General features: G+C 60.8%; 18 protein-coding genes and 1 other RNA gene. 9 read left to right on the forward strand and 10 right to left on the reverse strand.

Going from position 1 to position 18546, the window contains the following annotated elements; all coding sequences use genetic code 11:
* Window positions 1-2: 2 nt before the first annotated feature.
* Window positions 3-938 (reverse strand): S66 peptidase family protein, encoded by a 936-nt coding sequence (locus KBY02_RS22705; RefSeq protein WP_225650774.1) that lies wholly within the window; start codon window positions 936-938, stop codon window positions 3-5.
* A gap of 231 nt (window positions 939-1169) precedes the next feature.
* Here KBY02_RS22705 and KBY02_RS22710 point away from each other — a divergent pair, with 231 nt between their 5' ends.
* Window positions 1170-2177, forward strand: a complete 1008-nt coding sequence (locus KBY02_RS22710) for an NADP-dependent oxidoreductase (RefSeq protein ID WP_011267273.1) — start codon at window positions 1170-1172, stop codon at window positions 2175-2177.
* Between the two features lie 75 nt (window positions 2178-2252).
* On the opposite strand, the gene pyrF is transcribed toward KBY02_RS22710, so the two are convergent.
* Entirely contained in the window at window positions 2253-2951 is a 699-nt protein-coding gene (pyrF, locus tag KBY02_RS22715) for an orotidine-5'-phosphate decarboxylase (RefSeq protein ID WP_003415842.1), read from the reverse strand.
* A 291-nt stretch (window positions 2952-3242) separates the two neighbouring features.
* On the opposite strand from pyrF, the gene eat reads away from it, so the two are divergent.
* On the forward strand, window positions 3243-4607 hold the full coding sequence (eat, locus tag KBY02_RS22720) for an ethanolamine permease (protein ID WP_024643168.1): 1365 nt from the start codon (window positions 3243-3245) through the stop codon (window positions 4605-4607).
* 118 nt (window positions 4608-4725) lie between these two features.
* Window positions 4726-4893 (forward strand): DUF2897 family protein, encoded by a 168-nt coding sequence (locus KBY02_RS22725; protein WP_003405831.1) that lies wholly within the window; start codon window positions 4726-4728, stop codon window positions 4891-4893.
* Window positions 4894-4930: 37 nt separating this feature from the next.
* On the opposite strand, the gene KBY02_RS22730 is transcribed toward KBY02_RS22725, so the two are convergent.
* On the reverse strand, window positions 4931-5770 hold the full coding sequence (locus KBY02_RS22730; protein ID WP_082333900.1) for a substrate-binding periplasmic protein: 840 nt from the start codon (window positions 5768-5770) through the stop codon (window positions 4931-4933).
* A gap of 252 nt (window positions 5771-6022) precedes the next feature.
* Here KBY02_RS22730 and KBY02_RS22735 point away from each other — a divergent pair, with 252 nt between their 5' ends.
* On the forward strand, window positions 6023-6565 hold the full coding sequence (locus KBY02_RS22735; protein ID WP_003405835.1) for an exonuclease domain-containing protein: 543 nt from the start codon (window positions 6023-6025) through the stop codon (window positions 6563-6565).
* Between the two features lie 112 nt (window positions 6566-6677).
* Window positions 6678-6959: a pyrimidine/purine nucleoside phosphorylase gene (locus KBY02_RS22740; RefSeq protein WP_032655276.1), complete on the forward strand. Its 282-nt coding sequence runs from the start codon at window positions 6678-6680 to the stop codon at window positions 6957-6959.
* A gap of 59 nt (window positions 6960-7018) precedes the next feature.
* Here KBY02_RS22740 and KBY02_RS22745 read toward each other — a convergent pair whose 3' ends face one another.
* Complete coding sequence (locus tag KBY02_RS22745; protein ID WP_032655278.1) at window positions 7019-8788, reverse strand: ABC transporter transmembrane domain-containing protein; 1770 nt, start codon at window positions 8786-8788, stop codon at window positions 7019-7021.
* A 287-nt stretch (window positions 8789-9075) separates the two neighbouring features.
* On the opposite strand from KBY02_RS22745, the gene KBY02_RS22750 reads away from it, so the two are divergent.
* On the forward strand, window positions 9076-9246 hold the full coding sequence (locus tag KBY02_RS22750) for a PA1571 family protein (RefSeq protein ID WP_003315168.1): 171 nt from the start codon (window positions 9076-9078) through the stop codon (window positions 9244-9246).
* A gap of 74 nt (window positions 9247-9320) precedes the next feature.
* On the opposite strand, the gene pdxB is transcribed toward KBY02_RS22750, so the two are convergent.
* The 4 genes from pdxB to dnaX all read right to left on the reverse strand — a co-directional run bounded on the left by pdxB (window position 9321) and on the right by dnaX (window position 13543).
* Window positions 9321-10463 (reverse strand): 4-phosphoerythronate dehydrogenase PdxB, encoded by a 1143-nt coding sequence (gene pdxB / locus KBY02_RS22755; protein WP_032655280.1) that lies wholly within the window; start codon window positions 10461-10463, stop codon window positions 9321-9323.
* A gap of 89 nt (window positions 10464-10552) precedes the next feature.
* The gene (gene tusA / locus KBY02_RS22760; protein WP_032655282.1) at window positions 10553-10807 is read right to left on the reverse strand and encodes a sulfurtransferase TusA; all 255 of its coding nucleotides are present in this window, start codon (window positions 10805-10807) and stop codon (window positions 10553-10555) included.
* A gap of 137 nt (window positions 10808-10944) precedes the next feature.
* The gene (locus KBY02_RS22765) at window positions 10945-11271 is read right to left on the reverse strand and encodes a YbaB/EbfC family nucleoid-associated protein (protein ID WP_002552818.1); all 327 of its coding nucleotides are present in this window, start codon (window positions 11269-11271) and stop codon (window positions 10945-10947) included.
* Window positions 11272-11332: 61 nt separating this feature from the next.
* Window positions 11333-13543 carry a DNA polymerase III subunit gamma/tau gene (dnaX, locus tag KBY02_RS22770; protein WP_225650775.1) on the reverse strand — a complete coding sequence of 737 codons (2211 nt, stop codon included), beginning with the start codon at window positions 13541-13543 and terminating at the stop codon, window positions 11333-11335.
* A gap of 100 nt (window positions 13544-13643) precedes the next feature.
* On the opposite strand from dnaX, the gene KBY02_RS22775 reads away from it, so the two are divergent.
* On the forward strand, window positions 13644-14438 hold the full coding sequence (locus KBY02_RS22775) for a substrate-binding periplasmic protein (protein WP_032655289.1): 795 nt from the start codon (window positions 13644-13646) through the stop codon (window positions 14436-14438).
* A gap of 93 nt (window positions 14439-14531) precedes the next feature.
* Entirely contained in the window at window positions 14532-16217 is a 1686-nt protein-coding gene (gene acpA, locus KBY02_RS22780) for an acid phosphatase (RefSeq protein WP_032655292.1), read from the forward strand.
* Between the two features lie 5 nt (window positions 16218-16222).
* Here acpA and KBY02_RS22785 read toward each other — a convergent pair whose 3' ends face one another.
* Window positions 16223-17347: a mechanosensitive ion channel family protein gene (locus KBY02_RS22785; protein ID WP_003405859.1), complete on the reverse strand. Its 1125-nt coding sequence runs from the start codon at window positions 17345-17347 to the stop codon at window positions 16223-16225.
* A gap of 334 nt (window positions 17348-17681) precedes the next feature.
* Window positions 17682-17778, reverse strand: an RNA gene (gene ffs, locus KBY02_RS22790) — signal recognition particle sRNA small type.
* 226 nt (window positions 17779-18004) lie between these two features.
* On the opposite strand from ffs, the gene KBY02_RS22795 reads away from it, so the two are divergent.
* Window positions 18005-18493 carry a GNAT family N-acetyltransferase gene (locus tag KBY02_RS22795; RefSeq protein ID WP_032655294.1) on the forward strand — a complete coding sequence of 163 codons (489 nt, stop codon included), beginning with the start codon at window positions 18005-18007 and terminating at the stop codon, window positions 18491-18493.
* Window positions 18494-18546 lie beyond the last annotated feature (53 nt).

Raw genomic sequence — 18546 nt, forward strand, 5'->3', positions numbered from 1 at the left:
CATCAGCTACGCGCGGCGGGGGCTACCAGCAGAGTTCCGGCGTCGGCATCGAGTATCGCCTGAGTGCCCAGTGGCACGGCCTGATTGAGATCTCCATGCCCTACCGGCAGACCGCCGAGTACCGGGATGCCGAGACTGCCCAGCCGCTCCAGCAACACATCGGCAGGGCTGATGGTGCGGCCAGTGTTCGCGGCAGGGGTAAATTCGCCGACGGCAATGCCGGCCAGAGACGCAAGAATCCCGCAGTTGCCCAGGTGGGTGAGCATGCGGTCGACCCGGTAGGCAGGTTCGTTGACCTCTTCGATGAGCAGGATCGCACCGCTCAGGTCGGGCATGAACGGCGTACCCACGGAGGTATCGAGGATGCACAGGTTGCCGCCCAACAGCAGGCCCTGCGCGCTGCCAGCGGTTCTGACCCTGGCGGTTGGCGAGGCCGGATCAGCCTTTAGCAGGACCGGCTCGGTGCTCATCAGCACATGGCGCATACCGCTGACGAACAGGCCGCCACGTTCCAGCTGCGAAGCGACCGGTCCATGGATGGTCGCCAGGCGCGCGTGGTTCCACAGCGCACCGTGCAACGCGGTGATATCGGAAAAGCCGGTCACCAGCTTGGGGTCACGACGCACCGCGTCCATATCCACCTGCTGGACAATCCTTTGCACGCCATAACCACCGCGAGTGCAGATGACCGCACGGATTTCCGGATCGGCCAGCGCGGCGTTGAGGTCGGCGAGCCGCTGTTCATCGGTCCCAGAATAGAACGAGTAGCTGCCCAGCGCATGCGGATAGACCCGAGGACGCAACCCCCACCCCTCAAGCACCGCCACCGCCGCCTGGATCTTGCCGGGGTCCACAGGCCCTGCCGGAGATACCAGCGCAACGGCGTCGCCAGGTCGCAGAGCCCGGGGGTGGAGAGTGTTCGAAGAGGTAGCAGGCATGATGTCTTCCAAGTGTTGATCGAACAAGGAATCTAGAGCACTGAGGGTGGGCGACTCAAGCCATATCCGTCGTCAGAATGTTTCATTCGCAGATCCGTCTGAACGCCAGTGGCGCAACGTACTCCTATCAACCACATGGATCAAACGGCATTCGCTGGGTGATCGCTTCTTGCCCGAATGGCGCGATGAGCGTTTGAATCCATTCTTGAACCCTTTTCAGGAGACCCTGCCATGACCGATCTTTCCAACCGCCAGTTCCTGCTCGCCAAACGCCCTTCGGGCGATGCGCGCCGTGAAGACTTCACCTATCAGGAAGTCCCGGTCAGCGCACTTGCCGACGGGCAGATTCTGGTCAGGAGCAAATACCTGTCACTGGACCCGGCAATGCGTGGCTGGATGAATGAGGGCAAATCCTACATTCCAGCCGTAGAGCTGGGCGAAGTGATGCGTGCCATCGGCGTGGGTGAAGTAATAGAATCGAAAAACCCCAAGTTCGCTGTAGGTGACCATGTTCAGGGACGCCTGGGCGTGCAGGACTACTTTGCCGGTGAACCGAAGGGCTTCTACAAGGTGGACACCAACCTTGCGCCCCTGCCCCTTTATCTATCGGCACTGGGCATGACCGGCATGACCGCCTACCTGGCGCTGCTGGACGTCGGCCAACCGAAAAGCGGTGACACCGTGGTGATTTCCGGTGCGGCTGGCGCTGTCGGCAGCATCGCCGGGCAGATTGCCAAGCTCAAGGGCTGCCGGGTCGTCGGCATCGCGGGAGGCACGAAAAAATGCCGTCTGCTGACCGAGGAGCTGGGCTTTGACGCAGCCATCGACTACAAATCCGAAGACGTCATGGACGGTCTGAAACGCCACTGCCCGGATGGCGTGAACGTGTACTTCGACAACGTCGGTGGCGACATCCTCGATGCGGCGCTCAGCCAGCTGGCGGTCGGCGCGCGCGTAGTGATCTGTGGTGCCATCAGCCAGTACAACAGCACCAAGGCGATCAAAGGCCCGGCCAACTACATGTCGCTGCTGGTCAACCGCGCTCGCATGGAAGGCTTCATCGTACTGGACCATCCGGAACGCTATGCAGAAGCGGGTCAGGTCATGGCCGGCTGGATCAAGGAAGGCAAGCTCAAGAGCAAGGAGCACATCGTAGAAGGCCTCGAGACGTTCCCGGAGACCTTCCAGATGCTGTTCAGCGGTGAGAATCAGGGCAAGCTGATCCTGAAAGTGGAATAAACCCGCGGGCTTTTCGCAGCGTCACAGCTCTTCGCCACTCTGTGGGTAGAGCCGTGATGTTACGCATCCATCTACTCAAGCCAGCTCGGCAACCACCGCCGCCAGGGCCTTCGCCGGATCTGCCGCCTGACTGATCGGGCGACCGATGACAAGGTAGTCAGAGCCTGCATCCAGTGCCTGACGAGGGGTCAGGATACGGCGCTGATCGTCCTGCGCACTGCCCGCCGGACGGATGCCGGGCGTCACCAGTTGCAACGACGGGTGAGCGGCTTTCAGGGCCTGCGCTTCCAGTGCCGAGCAGACCAGACCATCCATTCCGGCCTTCTCGGCCAGAGCCGCAAGGCGCAGCACCTGTACCTGCGGGTCGATGTCCAGGCCGATACCGGCCAGGTCTTCACGTTCCATGCTGGTCAGAACGGTCACGCCGATCAGCAACGGCTGTGGACCGGTGCGCTGCTCAAGCACTTCCCGACAGGCCGCCATCATGCGCAAACCGCCCGAGCAGTGCACATTGACCATCCACACGCCCATCTCGGCCGCCGCCTTGACCGCCATCGCCGTGGTGTTGGGGATGTCGTGGAATTTGAGATCCAGAAACACTTCGAAGCCCCTGTGGCGCAGGGTCTCGACGATGTCGGCCGCGCAACTGGTGAACAGTTCCTTGCCGACCTTGACCCTGCACAGTTTGGGGTCGAGCTGATCAGCCAGGCGCAAGGCGGCTTCGCGGGTCGGAAAATCCAGGGCGACGATGACAGGAGTCTGGCAGGCGGACATGAGCGTGGTCTCAGGTAAGTCGAAATCGGCGCGCATTGTAGCCGAACCGGCGCACCGGCGGGACCCATCGATCGGCATTTGCCCGAACAGCGTCCTGAGCCTTCTGAATTCCATGCACCCCTGGCGGTCATCGCCGCACCAAACCGGATCAAACCTGTACAACGAGTTGAATCGATTCACCCTGACGTTCTGTAAACGACCCGTTTTGAAGCATCACGACAGTGATCCGTGCACTGGCACGGCCTCTGCAACAGGATGTTTCAACGTTTATCGAATCCCAGGGAGAGAACAATGAGCACACAACTCAAGCCGACGCTCGGCACGATTCATTTATGGGGGATCGCGGTAGGGCTGGTGATTTCCGGCGAATACTTCGGCTGGAGCTACGGCTGGGGCGTTGCGGGTACGCTGGGCTTTTTGGTAACAGCCCTGATGGTTGCCACCATGTACACCTGTTTCATTTTCAGTTTTACCGAGCTCACCACCGCCATCCCGCACGCCGGCGGTCCGTTCGCCTACAGCCGTCGTGCCTTTGGCGAAAAAGGCGGACTGATCGCAGGCATGGCCACCCTGATCGAATTCGTCTTTGCGCCACCGGCCATTGCCATGGCGATCGGTGCGTACCTTAATGTGCAATACCCGGGGCTGGACCCCAAGCATGCGGCAGTCGGCGCCTACATCGTCTTCATGGCGCTCAACATCGTGGGCGTGAAGCTCGCCGCAACCTTCGAGCTGGTGGTGTGCATTCTGGCCGTCGCCGAGTTGCTGGTGTTCATGGGCGTCGTCGCGCCTGCCTTCAGTTTCAGCAACTTCGCCCTCAACGGCTGGGCCGGCTCGCAGACCTTCGGACCCGAAGCCATTGCCGGCATGTTCGCTGCCATCCCCTTCGCCATCTGGTTCTTCCTGGCCATCGAAGGCGCTGCAATGGCCGCCGAAGAAGCCAAGGACCCGAAACGCACCATCCCGAAGGCCTACATCAGTGGCATTCTGACCTTGGTGATACTGGCGATCGGCGTCATGCTGTTTGCCGGTGGCGTGGGCGACTGGCGCACCCTGGCCAACATCAACGATCCGCTGCCGCAGGCCATGAAAGCCGTGGTCGGTGACAGTTCCGGCTGGCTGCACATGCTGGTGTGGATCGGCCTGTTCGGTCTGGTCGCCAGCTTCCACGGGATCATCATGGGTTACTCGCGCCAGTTCTTCGCCCTCGCCCGCGCCGGTTACCTGCCCGCCTCGCTGGCCAGGCTTTCGCGCTTCCAGACGCCGCACCGGGCAATCATCGCCGGCGGTCTGATCGGCATCGCCGCGATCTACAGCGACGGCCTGATCAACCTGAGTGGCATGACGCTGACCGCTGCGATGATCACCATGGCCGTGTTCGGCGCCATCGTCATGTACATCATGAGCATGCTCAGCCTGTTCAAACTGCGCAAGACCGAGCCTGGCCTGGAGCGCACGTTCCGCGCCCCCGGTTATCCGGTAGTGCCCGGCATCGCCCTGGCGCTGGCCGTCGTGTGTCTGGTGGCAATGGCCTGGTTCAACGCATTGATCGGCCTGATTTTCCTCGGCCTGATGGCCATCGGCTTCATCTACTTCAGCCTGACCGCCAAATTGCGTGCCGACGCGCCGACCGACGCGATGCTGACCGGGGAGTAACTGCCAGGTTCCAAGGGGTTGCGGGCGAATGCTTTCGCACGCAACCCTTCAGGGCGCATACTCTTGAACCATTAGGCAGCCGTGCTGCTCAAAGCGGTATCACAATAAGGAGAGCGCTATGCCCTGGTATGCTTGGTTAATTCTGCTCGTAGCCATTGGCTCGATCGTCGGCGGTCTGATGATGCTGCGCGACACAGCCAAGAAACTGCCCCTCACCGAAGAACAGCTCAAGCGCGTCCACGAGCGCAACGCAGAAATGGATGCCAAGGACGCCAACGACCGCTGAGTGCCTCCGGGTGGCAGGCGCAAAACCTGCCCCTCTGCTAGTTGCCGGGCATCCCGGCATTCACCGGAAGCACCTTGATGTGCAGCGGCTCGAAAATCTTCGCCAGTTGCCCATCTGCACGCAGCCTTTCCAGTAGCTGCTTGAAGTGCGGCACATCAATATTGCCATTCGGACGCAACAACGCGTATTGACGGTAGACCTGATCGACACGCTCGGACACCATCAGTTGCGCCGCTTCTTCCTTGTTACGCGCCATGAAATCAATCAGATACGAACGGGTAACGGGCGCAACATCGGCGCGGCCACGCACCACCATCAGCAAATTGCTGTCGTGGGAGTACGTGGAGGTAATGGTGAAGTGCTCGCTCAGGTACTTCTGATCGGTATTGAAGTTGGCAAATCCATAATGATAGCCACTGAACAGTGCCAGACGTTTGTCAGCCAGGGTGTCGAAGTAATCCTGCCCACGTCCTTCCACTCGGCGCGCCACATAGACCTCGGCATCCTCGAGCCCCATATCGATCTGTTCATGGGGAATGTCCTTCCAGCCCCAGCCGGGGTTTTCGAAGACTGCAACATCGAAACGCCCTTCCGTGAAGTCACGAAAACGCCGAGGCACTGAAGTGGGGACCATCACGAATTCATAGTCGTCCTGCTCGCCATTCAGGGCATTGATCAGTTGGGGTAAAAGACCGGTGTCTTCACCTTTTTCAGGACGCACCATATAAGGGGGGAAATGCACTGCAGCCACCCGCACGATCTGCGCGGCGAAGACCTGCGGCGTTGCCATCAACGGAATGAAGAGCATGACACCGGTAACGATCGTGCGCGCCATACCGTCAATTAACACTGCAAGTCTTTTCATAAAACACGACATCAATCAAAGCCGTTCAAACTATGCGGTTTCCAGGATTTAAACAACTGTCAAATCGACAGCGTCAGCGCTCTGCGGTGCGCTTGCAGTATTCGAACAGGCAAGTGAAAGCCGCCTGCTAGGCACCAATGCAATCACCTGTGGTCACTGTAGGGGCAGTTGTAACAACAAGAATGCCGATGCAAAGCCCTGAGTGTGCGCAACGGGTTAATCTGGCTACGCTGAAGCCATTGACTATCGTAAGGAAGCTGGATGATGCCGCACTGGCTGGTGATTGATCTTGAGGCCACGACCGAAGAAGGTGGATGGCCGGTCGCAGAAATGGAAGTCATCGAGATAGGCGCGACGCTGGTCAATCAGGACGGACGCGAGCTGGACCATTTCGAACGCTTCGTGCGCCCGGCACGCAGGCCGTTGCTGACCCATTTCTGCCGCGAGCTGACCCATATCAACCAGAGCAGCATCGACAGCGCCGCGCCGCTGACGACGGTGTGGCCGCAGTTCGAGCGCTGGTTGAGCCATCATCGGGCACGCATCGTGGGCTGGGCCAGCTGGGGGGACTACGATCGTCAGCAACTGGAAGAGGAATGGCGCCACCACCACCTCGACAGTGCGCTGTCCAGCATGCCGCACGTCAATCTCAAACAGCGTTTCGCCCAGGCCCGCCACTTGCAGAAACCGATAGGGCTGAACAGTGCCTTGCAACTGGCAGGCATGCAGTTCAGCGGGCAACAACACCGCGCCCTGGTCGATGCGCGCAATACTGCCAGGCTGCTGCCGTTGATCCTGCCCAATTGAATGCTACTGCAGGTCGACGTTTCGTCAGCGTCGACGTGCAAGGAACGTGACGAGTTTTACCGTGTTGGGCATACTGGCGAGCCATTTTCAGCCCTTTCAAAAGGAATCGCCCATGTTCAAGGTCAACGAGTACTTCGACGGCACCGTCAAATCCATCGCCTTCACCCAGGCCGATGGTGAGGCAACCATCGGTGTCATGGCAGCGGGCGAATATGAGTTCGGTACGGCGCTACGGGAAATCATGCACGTGATCTCCGGCGAGTTGAGCGTGAAACTTCCGGACAGCACTGACTGGGAAACCTTCGCCACCGGCAGCCAGTTCAACGTACCGGCCAACAGCAAGTTCCAGATCAAGGTCAAAGTCGATACCGCCTACCTGTGCGAATATCGCTGAGGCTCACCGAGTGGGAGGCTTGACCTCCCACGTTCCCCACAAGCCCTTCTCGCCCTCTCCTACTCAACCCCGGCATTGAACTGCAACGCCGCCAGTCGCGCATAAAGCGGGTTGCTGGCGATCAACTGCTGATGGGTGCCCACCGCGACCAACCGCCCCTGATCCATGACGGCAATCCGGTCGGCATTCTGCACCGTGGCCAGCCGGTGGGCGATGACCAGCGTGGTACGCCCCTGCATCAAGCTCGGCAGAGCCTGTTGAATCAAGTGCTCACTCTGCGCGTCCAGCGCACTGGTCGCCTCGTCCAGCAACAGAATCGGCGCATCGACCAGCAAGGCTCGGGCAATCGCCAGACGCTGCCGCTGTCCGCCGGACAAGCCCACCCCGCCCTCACCCAGATGCGTACGGTAGCCGTCGGCCATGTCGAGAATGAATTCATGCGCATGGGCAATGCGCGCCGCCGCCTGCACCTGCTCGAGGCTCGCAGTGGCGTTACCGTAACGAATGTTGTCCTCGACAGTGCCGAAAAACAGCGCGGGCGATTGTGAAACCAGCGCGAAGCAGCGGCGCAGGTCATGGGGATCGAGCTGCGCGATCGGCACGCCCTCGATCAGGATGCGCCCTTGAATCGGGTCGTAAAAACGCAACAGCAGATCGAGGATGGTCGACTTGCCTGCTCCGGAGGGCCCGACCAGCGCCAGGGTTTCACCAGGCTCGACGCTCAGGGTCAAATTATCCAGGGCATTGCGCTCGGGACGCGACGGGTAAGCGAAGGTGACATTCTCCAGCGCCAGACGCCCGCTGATGCGCGGTGGCAGGCTCTGCAGGTCGGTGGTGGGCACGCTGATCTCGCTGCGCGCCTGAAGCAGCTCGCCGATCCGCTCTGCGGCACCGGCGGCGCGCTGCAGATCGCCAATCACCTCACTCAACGTGCCGAACGCCATGCCGACCATCAGCGCGTAGAACACGAACGCTGCCAGCTCACCGCTGGAAATGCGGCCGCTGATCACGTCCATGCCGCCCACCCACAACATCACCGCCACCGCCCCCAGCACCAGGACGATCACCAGCGTGATCAGCCAGGAACGCTGCAGGATGCGCGTGCGAGCGGTCTCGAACGCCTGCTCCACCGTATACGAGAAACGCTGCTTGTCCTGCTGCTGGTGATTGTAGGCCTGCACCGTCTTGATCTGCCCCAGGGCCTCGGCCACGTAGCTGCCCACATTGGCGACCCGGTCCTGACTCTCGCGCGACAGGTTTCGTACCCGCCGCCCGAACATGAGAATAGGCGCGATGATCAGCGGCAACGCCACCACCACGATGCTGGTGAGTTTGGGATTGGTGATGAACAACAGCACGATGCCGCCGATGACCATCAGCGCATTGCGCAGGAACATCGACAGTGACGAGCCGATCACCGACTGCAACAGCGTGGTGTCGGCGGTCAGTCGCGACTGGATTTCCGAACTGCGATTGTTCTCGTAGAAGCCCGGATGCAGCTCGATCAGGTGATCGAATACTTTCTTGCGCAAGTCGGCAACCACACGCTCGCCGATCCACGACACCAGATAGAAACGGGCGAAGGTTCCGACGGCGAGGCCGACCGTCAGCAGCATGAAAAACCCGATCGAGCGCTCGAGCAACTGCGGTGAACGGGTCATGAAACCCTGATCGACCATCAGTTTGATGCCCTGCCCGATCGACAGGGTGATGCCCGCGGTAATGACCAGTGCCAGCAATGCGCCGAGCGCCTGCCAGCGATACGGCGCGATGAAACTCGCAGCCAGACGCAAGGCCTGGCGATGACGTCGGGTAATCCGTGAAATCATGAACGATGAACCTGCCTGTCTGCCCGATCTGTCTGAATTGCAAAGCCTACACCTGTGTTGCCGGGCGCGCCGAACATCATTTCGAATGAACTTGCGGCCGGTTTCCAGAGTCAGGTTATGACTGCTTTACAGAGGCCGCTATAAGACATCGATCTAAGCGCCTGCTGGCAGATTTGCATCATATCTGTTGCACTTGGAGCGCGTTTGAGCGGCTGACAGTACGTGTCACGGACCGGTCATCAAGCGCGGTTAACTTAACGCCGTTACCTGATGAAAGGAGAAACACCATGAACCCGCAAGAGCGCAGCAACGAAGTTCAAGTCGTTCGAGCCACGCCCAATCTGCCGGTTGGCGGTGCAGTTCTCGACCAGCACGGGGAAGAAGTCCTGATCACCGAAGAAATGGTTCAGGCTGCCTGCCAGGAATGCGATAAGAACTGGGTAACCCCGGAAAAATAAAACCGAGCCGTACCAGACAGTTGAAACCCGACCACTTGGTCGGGTTTTTTATTGTCCGCCAGCCCGGCTGGCGATCAGACCAGCACCGCACCCAGCGCCCGCACCAGTTGCGCCAACGCCTCGGATTCGCCCTCCAGGCGCACCTTCAGCCCTTCTATTTCCCGGCGTGGCGGGTACTGCTTGCGCAATGCATCGAAGGCCAGACGCTGGCTGGCCGTGTCACCGGTCAGGCTGCGGCGGAAGTCCGCATCGTCACGTCGCGGGTCATACACGCCGCGGCACAGCATGTTAAGTGCCCAGACCGGGTCGCAGGCCGCGTCGAGACTGACCTGGGCCAGCCAGGGTTTTGGCAGCAGATCGTCCAGCTCGATCGTCGCAGGCTGATCAAGAAAGCCGCACAGCGCCTGATAGATCTGTGCCGTGCCGCGCTGCCTGCCATCCAGGCTGTAGCCGGCGATATGCGGTGTCCCCAGAACGCACAGATCAGCGAGTGCGACGTTGACCTGCGGCTCGCCTTCCCACACATCCAGCACGGCCTGCAGGTCTTCCCGTTCAAGCAGGACGTCATGCAGCGCCGCGTTATCCACTATGGCGCCACGGCTGACATTGATCAGCCAGGCGCCTTGCCGAAGCTGACGCAGGCGCGCGTCGTCAAGCAGATGCCAGGTCGGTGACGCCCCGGTTTTGCTCAGCGGCGTGTGCAGGCTGATGACGTCACAGCGCTGCAGGATCTCGTCGAGGCTGACGAAGTCACCGCCTTCGGCAGCCTGGCGTGGCGGATCGCAGACCAGCACGTTCCAGCCCAGGGCCTTCAATACGCTGATCAGCCGAGCACCCACTTGCCCTGCACCGACCACTCCGTAGGTGCGCTGCGCAAGGTCGACACCTTCGATTTCAGCCAGGGTCAGCAGGCTGCCGAGCACGTAGTCCACCACGCCACGCGCATTGCAGCCCGGAGCACTGGCCCACTGGATACCGGCTTGCTGAAACCAGTCCAGATCCAGGTGATCGGTGCCGATGGTGCAGGTCCCGACAAAACGTACCGGGCTGCCTTCAAGCAGTTCGCGGGTCACTGCGGTGACCGAGCGAACCAGCAGGATGTCGGCATCCGCCACCGCGGCGCGGTCCATGGCGCGGCCCGGCAAGCGATGGATTTCACCAAAATGAGCAAAAAAGGCGTCGAGCAGGGGAATATTTTCGTCGGCAACAATGCGCATGGAAGACTCTCTGGGTCTGGCGAACAAGGACCTGCTCGAATCGGGAACAGGCGTGTCGTGAACAGGCGCGGGTTGCAGCGATATGGCGATCAGTCGGACTTCTTGCGGATCCAGTAGAGGAACGTGCCCTCTTCGGCTTGCTCGGCAACCAGTTCGTGACCGAGGAATACACAGAATTTCGGAATATCGCGACGCGTGGACGGATCGGTTGCAATGACCTTGAGCACACCACCCGCAGGCAGATCACGCACCTTCTGGTGCAACATCATCACCGGTTCCGGACAAAACAGCCCTACGGCGTCCAGCTCGGCGTCGACAGTGAGGTTTTCAATGGGCTCAGACATGGGGCACTCCAGAGACGGGGGAGGATTGTCGCTCAATTCAGTCAATCAGGCCAAATGCTGATGGCGGTGCGCGGCCAGACAGCAGACAGAAAAATGCCAGGCACGGGGCCTGGCATTGATCATGAGCCGGGCGACCGTCAGAACGGCAGCTTCATACCGGGCGGCAACTGCATGCCAGCGGTCATGGAAGCCGTCTTGTCCTGGCTGGCCTGCTCGATCTTGCGCACGGCGTCGTTGACGGCGGCGGCGATCAGGTCTTCCAGCACTTCCTTGTCTTCCTGCATCAGGCTGTCATCCAGGTTGATACGCTTGACGTCATGACGACCGGTCATCACCACACTGACCAGGCCTGCGCCCGATTGACCGGTGACTTCCGCGTTGGCCAGTTCTTCCTGCATCTTGGCCATTTTTTCCTGCATTTGCTGCGCCTGCTTCATCAGGCCAGCCATGCCACCTTTCATCATGGGATATCTCCTCGAAAATGGATGGTTCGTTTGCGTGGCGCCAGCGGCACCCTGTATTCAGTTATTGAGCCTGCACCGCAGGCGCGTCAACGGGTTTGATCGTGTCTTCCCGGATCACAGCGCCGAACTGTTGCAGCATCTGCTGGATGTACGGGTCGGCCTGGATCGAGGCTTCGGCCTGGCGCTGGCGCTCGGCACGCAGCCGTGAAGCGGCCTGCGCAGGGGTTTCCTGCTCGGGCTTGATCAGCTCGATACTCAGATTGATCGTGCGCCCATGGTACTGGTTCAACGCATCGTTCAGACGCCGCTGCTGAGTCGAGTTGAACAGCGCGCTGTGCGCCGGGTCCAGGTGCAGCAGCCAGTTATCGCCATCGACCGAGATCAATGTGCAGTTGGCCGCGATGCTGCCGGTCATGCCGGAGATCGGCAGCTTGGGGAACACGTCCAGCCACTCGGCCGCAAGACCGGTGGCCGGTTTGGCGGCCGGAGCAGGCTCCGGCTCGACCGCTTCAAGCTCGACGACACTTTCGTGGGCCAGCTCGTCCAGATAGCTGTAGGACGCCGGGTCTATGTCGATATCCGGCTCGACGTAATCATCATCCGCTGGCGGTTCGTCATCACGCCCCATCGGCCCGGAGTCGGAAGACATCGAATCGGTGTGCGTGGACAGATACGCAGAGTCCGGGATGGCTTCGAGCATTGCCGGCGCGTCCTGCTGCTCGGCAACCGGCTGCTCAGGCTCGGCCTCGGGTGCGGCCGGCACCGGGCTGGCGGGCGCAGGCGTCGGCATGGGCGTCAGGTCAGGCTGCTCGGAAACGGTCTCCAGAACCGGCTCGGCGACTGGCTCGGTATCGGTATCGGTATCAGGCGCAGTTTCGGCGGCGGGTTCGGCAGCCGGGGATTTCGGCTCATTCCACGGCAGGTCGAGGTCTTCGACTGGCGCGGCTTGTGGCTCTGGCTTCGATTCCGGCTGCACCGCGGGCTCTGGCCGGGCGGCGGGCGGCTTCGGCGCCGCTGCAGGCGGCAGCGCTTCGAAGGCCGGATCGGGCGCAGCCATCACCGGGGCGCTCGACACTGCGGGAGCTGCCGATGCAACAGGTGTCGCATCAGCCACTGCTTCTCGGGAATCAACCGTGGCCTGGCTGATCCCCACTGGCTTTAGCGGCTGCCTCGGCGCGTCCTCGCTGTCGGCAGGACGAAACGCCAGCATACGCAGCAGGACCATCTCGAAGCCGCCACGCGGATCAGGGGCCAGTGGCAAGTCACGACGACCAATCAAGCCCATCTGGTAGTAAAACTGCACATCTTCGGCAGGCAGGGCCTGCGCCAGGGCCAGCACCCGGTCACGATCGCCGTGACCGTTGTCGACGCCTTCCGGCAGCGCCTGGGCAATCGCCACACGGTGCAGCACGTTGAGAATTTCCGAGAGCACGCCATTCCAGTCAGGGCCCTGCTCGGCCAGATGGCGTACCGCCTCCAGCACCCCGCGGGCATCGCCTTCCAGCAACGCGGTCAGTACATCGAAGACCTGGCCGTGGTCCAGTGTGCCGAGCATGGCACGTACATCGGCAGCCATGACCTTGCCTTCACCGAAGGCAATGGCCTGATCGGTGAGGCTCATCGCATCACGCATCGAACCGTCGGCGGCGCGCCCGAGCAGCCACAGCGCGTCATCTTCGAACGGCACGTTCTCGACGCCCAGCACGTGGGTGAGGTGCTCGACAACGCGCTCAGGCGTCATGTTTTTCAACGAGAACTGCAGGCAGCGCGACAGAATGGTCGCCGGCAGTTTTTGCGGATCGGTGGTGGCCAGGATGAACTTGACGTAGGGCGGCGGCTCTTCAAGCGTCTTGAGCAAGGCGTTGAACGAGTGGCTGGAAAGCATGTGCACTTCGTCGATCAGGTAGACCTTGAAGCGACCGCGACTGGGCGCGTACTGCACGTTATCCAGCAGCTCGCGCGTGTCTTCGACCTTGGTGCGGCTGGCGGCGTCGATTTCGATCAGGTCGACGAAACGGCCCTCGTCGATCTCCTTGCACACCGAGCAGGTGCCGCAGGGCGTCGAAGTAATGCCGGTTTCACAGTTCAGGCACTTGGCGATGATCCGCGCGATAGTCGTCTTGCCGACGCCCCGTGTGCCGGTGAACAGATAGGCATGGTGCAGGCGCTGGCTGTCCAGCGCGTTGATCAGGGCCTTCAACACATGAGCCTGGCCGACCATTTCGCGGAACGAGCGCGGACGCCATTTACGTGCAAGAACCTGATAACTCATTTAAAACCGTCGCAACTGGTAAGCGGAAGACCGCCAATGCTAGCCGAGCAGGGGCAAAATTGCATCTGGTGTCCGCCTCTATTGTGGCTAAGCTGTGCAAATGACTCTATTGACGCGCTTTATCCGGGCCTTTACCACGCCGCGGCTGCCTCGTGCAGCGGCGGTCTGCCTGCTATTGCTGTTGCCGCAAAACGGCAGCGCGGCGCAGAGGACCTTGAGCTTTGCGGTCAACGAAGGCTGGACCATGCCGATGATGCACATCACCGACTTTCGTCCCGAATCCGGCATTCTGTTCGACATCATGCAAAGCCTTGCGCACCATGTGGGCCTCGAAGCCCGTTATCACGTGATGCCGCGCCTGCGTATCCAGTCGGCGCTCGAGCGCGGCGAAGTCGACATGCACTGTTACAGCGCCCAGGCGTGGTTCCCCGACCTTTCCGGCGACTACCTGTGGAGCCTGCCGATTCTCTATCAGCGCGACTGGCTGGTCGCTTCGGCCGCAACAGCTGCCGGCCCCTACCCCGAGCAGTTCGACAACGAAACCGTCGGCACCGTGCTGGGCTACACCTACCCGGCCCTCGAGCACCTTTTCGAAACTCATCAACTGGTCCGTGAAGATGCACGCACGCAAAACCAGACGCTCGGCAAGCTGATGGCCGGGCGCTACAACTATGCGGTGACCAATCAGTTGATCCTCGAATGGACCAACCGGAACCTGCCTGACGGCAAGAAACTCAAGCCGATCTCACTGGTCGCCGAACAGCCGGCCGCCTGCCTGATCCGCAATAACCCCGAACTGCCAGTGGGCAGAATTTTGCGCACGCTGGTGCAGATGCGTCTGTCGGGCGAGATCCAGCAAATCATCGATCACTACACCACACCCACCGCACCCTGATCCTTGATCTGCGCTGTCGCAATAGCGTCATATTCCATGGTTACGCTCGCGTGAAATCTTTGGTAACACATTAACCAGCGCGAGTATTTGGCGATGAGCGACAGACCAGACGACGAAGAGACCAACGAAAACCCCAGCCGCCGTCGTTTTCTGGGCGGGATGGCTGCCCTGGGTGCAGGTGTCACCCTTAGCAGTTACGTTTCTGCCCACGAGAAGCCGCCTGGCGACAACGAACGGCATCATCACCTTGCCGGACCCGCGCTGGATCGCGCCTTGCGCGAAAATGTGAAAACCATTGTGGTGATCTACGCCGAGAACCGCAGCTTCAATAACCTGTTCGGCGATTTCCCCGGTGTCGAAAAGCCGCTCTCCTCGCTCAGGCCTTCCGATTACGAGCAGCGCGACCGCGACGGCACGCGCTTGTCCAAACTGCCCCCGGCCTGGGGCGGCGTGCTGCAGGTCGGACCGCAAACCGTCGATGGCGTGACCTATCCGGTGGGCGAGCAATTTCAGCAAGACCTGCCCAACGCGCCGTTCCCGCTCAAGGGACCAAACGGTGAAGACCTGCCGCTGAGCCTGGTGACCCGCGACCTGTGGCACGTCTTTTACCAGAACCAGATGCAGATCAACGACGGCAAGAACGACCGCTTCGTGGCCTGGGCCGATGCAGGCGGCCTGACCATGGGCAACTACGCACAGACTCAGTACTCGCTGCGCCTGTGGGATGTGGCCGAGGAGTTCGTACTGTGTGACAACTTCTTCCAGGGTGCTTTCGGCGGCTCGTTCCTCAACCACCAGTACCTGATTTCAGCCGCGGCGCCTGTTTACCCGAACGCCGCCGAATCGCCGGCCAAGTCACAAATCGCCACCCTGCAGAGTTTCAACCCGCAGGACCCGCGCCTCAAACCACTCGACAAGTCGCCGGCCAGCGCCATGGACGGGCCGCCGCAGTTCGGCCCCAGCGCCATCACGCCGGACAACTACGCCGTCAACACCATGGCCCCGCCGTACTGGCCAACCTGGCTGCGTGACCCGCAGAACCCTGATTACTCGAAACCGGATCTGCCCAACGTGCTGGTTCCGCAAAGCCACGAGCACATCGGTGACAAACTGTCGAAAAGGAATGTCGACTGGGCCTGGTATGCCGGTGCCTGGCAAGTGACGCTGGATGAATTCAAGGACTCCACCGGGATCCCGAAAATCCCCAACTTTCAATACCATCACCAGCCGTTCAACTACTTCAAGCAGCAGGGTCCGCAGCACCCTGAAGAGCGCAAGAAGCGCCTGCGTGATGGTGGCCTGGGTGACGAGTCGAGCACCAATCGCTTCCTCGCCGATGCCGAAGCGGGCAAGTTGCCTGCCGTTACCTTCTACAAACCCCAGGGCAACCTGAACATGCACGCCGGTTACGCCGACGTGGCTGCGGGTGACCGGCACATCGACCGGGTGATCAAGGTGCTGCGCAAGAGCCCGCAGTGGGACAACATGGTGATCGTCGTCACCGTCGACGAGAACGGCGGCTGGTGGGACCACGTTGCACCACCAAAAGGCGACCGCTTTGGTCCTGGCACGCGCATTCCCGCCCTGGTCATCTCCCCTTTCGCCCGCAAGGGCAAGGTCGACCACACGGTTTACGACACGGCCTCGATCCTGCGCCTGATCACCCGCGTGCATGGCCTGGAAAAGCTCGACGGCCTGAAACGCCGCGACGAGGCCATGATCGCGCGTGGCCAGACGCCGATGGGCGACCTGACCAACGCGCTGCAGTTTCCGGCCTGATTCGATCAGGTCGTCGCGTCGGCTGCTTCAAGCGCAGTCGGACGAGCGGTTTTAACCGGTGGCAGGGACGCCACGTACACCGTACGGGACGGGAACGCGAAACGCACATCCAGTTCGGCAAAGGCTTCCATGATGTCCAGATTGATCGCCTGCTGCACATCCATATAGACGTTGTAGCTGGGGTCGAGCACGATGAAAACGGTCTCGAACTCCAGCGATGTCTCGCCAAACCCCCGAAAATGCGAACGGTCGAAACGTGCCAGTTTCTGCGCGTTGATGATCGCTTCGACTTTCTTCGGCACTTCCCTGATCTGATCGACCGAGCAGTCATAGGTCAGCCTGAATTCGAAGACAATGCGTCGCTCCTGCAAGCGTTTGTAGTTCTGGATGGTGTTATTGATCATGTCGGCGTTGGCCATCACGATCTGCTCGCCACCCAGGCTGCGGATCCGTGTGGTCTTCAGGCCCACGTGCTCGACCGTGCCGGACAGCGCACCGACGACGATGAAGTCGCCGACCTCGAAAGGCTTGTCCACCGCAATCGACAGCGAGGCAAACACGTCGCCCAGAATGTTCTGCACCGCCAGCGCGACCGCAATGCCGCCGACCCCGAGGCTGGCGACAAACGCGGTGATATTGACCCCGACGTTGGACAGCATCGCCATGACCACCGTGGCCCACAGCAACACCTTCGCGCCCCACAGACTCAACGTGGCCAGCGCACTGCCCTGAAAGGTGCCGCCGGCGTTGTGACGCACGAAGTAGCGCTGCAACGCCAGCGCGATCGCCCGGTTCGCCCACAACCCGACCTGCAATGCGGCGACCACGAACCATAGGCTGCTGACCCGCCCGAGCCAGCGTTCCGGCAGATCGAGCATGCCGATGCCGATCAGGATCGAAGCCAGCAGCAATAACGTATTACTGGTGCCCGACAGCACCTGAACCACGATGTATCGCATATGCGTGCTGGGCGCCTGGGCACGCGAACGCATCTTTCTGAGCACAAAACCGATCACGCCCCTGACCAGAATAAAACTCAGGGTCGAGGCAAAAATAGCCAGTATCCAGTTAGCGAGCGATATGCCCAGAAATTGCGAGTCTGTGAAAAATCTGATGATGTCCTGTTCCATCCGGCCCCCGGCTCCACTGCTGCGAGACGCCTGACCGAAAAGCCTGTGACACCCGCAGCGACTTGAATTGCCCCTTGCCGTAAAACGGTTTCAAGCGACGCGTAAGGGGTTAGGTGGCACATGGCGCGGAGGGTTCAGACGAATTCGGATCGCATTACCGACCGCTCTACATCAGGATGGCCACACGCGTTGCAAAAGGTATCCATGCGCGGACACAAAAGCAGGAATAGCTAAAGCGCGTTCGGCATATGGCGAGGGTTCGGAGGTACTGGGAGATAGGGGGATTGCAGTGCAACTGCGTCGAGGACCGACTGAAGATTCGTTAAGGTGGTGCCCCCACCAGCCACACCCCGGCACACAATGTTCCCGCTGTGGCTGCTTCCTTCCGGATCTGACCAGGTTCACGGGTAATCGTTGCGGGGGGACCGATGGGGTCACCATAACGACACTCACCAGTTGGCGAGCCGCGCCATTGTACCGGTCTTGCGCGAGTTTACAACCGTTGCTGCGGATAAAAATTTCGAGGGGGCTCAAGCACTTGTGTGCCGGGGCTGAACGGCAAATGCGTACCGGTTATCAGCGTTACAAATCCTCGAAACGACCCCATTCGATCCTGTACCCTGCCCGCCTCAACAATAATCAGCCAGCAGGTTGCTCATGCAGACTCGATTGGTCGACTACCACGACCTCACCGCCTCTCAACGCCAGCAGCTCGGATACCTTGAGGTTACGCAGGAACAGATACAGTTTTCCGGCGACATCTACACCGCGCTCAATACGCTTCTGGTCAGACCCAGTCCGAATATTTGCGGCTTCGCGCTGCTCGGTGACGAGAAGCCGGTGGGTTTTTTCCTGCTCAAGCGCGACGATTGTCTGCCGCATTGGGCTCAGGAGGATCTGACGGCGACACTGCATGCGCTGCAGATCGATCACCGTGAACAGGGCAAGGGGCTGGGCAAGGCGTGCCTGCAAGCGCTGCCTGCGGCGTTGCGCCTGAAATGGCCGGACATCACTCAATTGATGCTGTCGGTGGATGCGGACAACTCGGCCGCCATCGGGCTTTATACAGGCCAGGGCTGGACCGATACCGGTGAGGCGTACCGCGGGCGCATCGGCTTCGAGCGCAGGCTGACGCTGATGCTTTGAACCTGCTTTGAACAAAGGCCTGACACGCCGCCGAAGCGTGTCAGGCAAGACCC

The organism is Pseudomonas sp. P129, assembly GCF_020312195.1.
Lineage (GTDB): Bacteria > Pseudomonadota > Gammaproteobacteria > Pseudomonadales > Pseudomonadaceae > Aquipseudomonas > Aquipseudomonas fragariae.